This is a genomic window from Lentilactobacillus parabuchneri DSM 5707 = NBRC 107865 (assembly GCF_001435315.1).
Lineage (GTDB): Bacteria > Bacillota > Bacilli > Lactobacillales > Lactobacillaceae > Lentilactobacillus > Lentilactobacillus parabuchneri.
In genome coordinates this window covers 1-2,134 of the sequence record NZ_AZGK01000032.1, presented here as the reverse complement: position 1 = coordinate 2,134, position 2,134 = coordinate 1, and the positions used below count along the sequence as shown (strand labels likewise).

Here is a 2,134-nt window from a genome sequence, read left to right as displayed (position 1 = left end):
TGTAAAAGGCACCCGTAAAATGTAGGAAAACGGCAGGTTAGAACTGTTGGTTTTCCTACATTTTTTGTATCATGAATCACATCAGAGTGTAGGAGGAATTTGATGTGAGACGTGATTTAAGAGAAGGAGTGACGATTTACGTGACTGAAAATATTAAGCCTAACTTCGCCGAGATTGCCCGGCAATATAATGTTGATTATCGAACCGTTAAGAAAGCCTATGAGGAAGTCAAAGCTGGACTTAAGGGCCGACCAAGTGGTCGACCGAAACGGCCAAGTTTACTGGATCCATTCAAGCAAACCATCGATTCAAAGCTTGAACTAAATTGTTCGGCTGCTTCAATTTTTAAATTTATCCAGAAGAAGGGCTTTACCGGCAGCTATACCCTCGTGAAAGATTATTGTCGCCAAACCCGCCGAGAACGAGTTAAGAAAGCTACCATTCGGATTGAACATTCCCCTGGTCTCTCTGCTCAAGTTGACTGGAAAGAAGAAATGGCCCTAGTGAGCAGCGAGGGTGAGCTGTTTAAATTCAATATTTTCTTGTATGTATTGCCTTATTCAAAACTCAAATATATGACACTAACCTTTGATCGGAGCCAAGATACCCTCTTTTCTTGCTTACACGACGCTTTCCTTCATACCGGAGGTATTCCGACGGAAATCTGGTTTGATAATATGAAAACCGTTGTGGATCATACAAAATCCCAGTTTGGCCACGCTGTCTTTAACGAACGGTTCCACGAATTCTGTAAAGATGCCGGTTTCACACCAATTGCTTGTCGACCATTCAGACCACAAACTAAAGGTGCAGTTGAAGCCCTTGCTCGCACGGTTGAACGTTTACGGCCATACAATACTGAATTTGCTGATGGAACTGAGCTAATCGAACTAGTTCATATGCTCCGAGATGATCTAAATCATGAAACTTCGCAGGCCACGGACGAAGTCCCGTACCTGAAATGGTTAGACGAAGAAAAAGAGTACCTTCATCGCGTTCCAGTTAATCTCCTTGAACCATACTTCGAAGAAAACATTACCCGTGTCGTTTCGAAGGAGGCCATGATCAATTTCCGCAAATGTAAGTACTCAGTAGATCCGCGATACATTGGTTGTACGGTTGCTGTTGAAATCTCCAATGATGAGCAGCGCATCCACATTTATTATAACGGAGAAGAAATTCGTACGCACTCCATAACTACCAATTCGCTGAATTATGACCCCCAAGATCAGTTCAATATCCTCAAATCTGATTTGCTTAAAGGGCGGACAGATGAAGACATTTCAGCTTACATTCGTGAACATATGACTGATTACGACAACTTATAGGAGGCTACCATGACCACTAATAATCAAATTCTTTTAAATAATCTTGAGCGCTTAGGGTTAAACAAAATCCGTGAATACTTGCCGAATTACCTTGATCAAATTCACACTGATAATCTGTCATTAACTGAGGCGCTAATTGATTTAACTAATTCGGAACTCCAGAATCGACACGAAGGTCAGATTGCACGGGCCATTGGCCGTGCTCGGTTCCCCAATACAAAATCCCTAGATACATTTGATTTTAGCTTTCAACCCAGTATTAATCGCCAAGAGGTTCTGGAATTCCAGAATCTGGCTTTTATGGAAAAGTCTGAAAACTTAATCTTTATTGGCAATCCGGGAGTCGGTAAAACCCACTTGGCAATTAGTATTGGGATTGAGGCCTGTAAACAGGGCTGTCGGGTTCTCTTTATTAATTGTCATGAGCTGTTGATTAGATTGAGAGCAGCTTACGAAAAAGGACTGCTTGATCGATCTCTAAGCCGCTATTCGCGCTATGACCTATTAATTATTGATGAAATTGGGTATTTGCCAATTGGTCACCAAGAAGCTAACCTCTTATTTCAGCTAGTCAATGCCCGCTATGAAAAGCATTCAACGATCATTACCAGCAATAGTGATCTATCCGCTTGGGTTGATATTTTCCAGAACCCAACTGTGACAGCAGCCATTCTCGATCGCTTGGTTCATCATGTTCACGTAGTGAAGATCACTGGTAAATCTTACCGATTACGTGGCCTCAAGTAACTGCCGAAAACCTACATTTCTTTCTGCCGAAAACCTACATTTTTAAACTGCCCTTGACA

At 41.9% G+C, this 2,134-nt stretch carries 2 protein-coding genes; both read left to right on the top strand.

Annotated features, from left to right (window positions below; translation table 11 throughout):
• Nucleotides 1–104: 104 nt before the first annotated feature.
• Nucleotides 105–1,328, top strand: a complete 1,224-nt coding sequence (istA, locus tag FC51_RS11940) for an IS21 family transposase (RefSeq protein WP_003555353.1) — start codon at nt 105–107, stop codon at nt 1,326–1,328.
• 9 nt (nt 1,329–1,337) lie between these two features.
• Nucleotides 1,338–2,075: an IS21-like element helper ATPase IstB gene (gene istB, locus FC51_RS11935; protein ID WP_003555349.1), complete on the top strand. Its 738-nt coding sequence runs from the start codon at nt 1,338–1,340 to the stop codon at nt 2,073–2,075.
• Nucleotides 2,076–2,134: the final 59 nt, after the last annotated feature.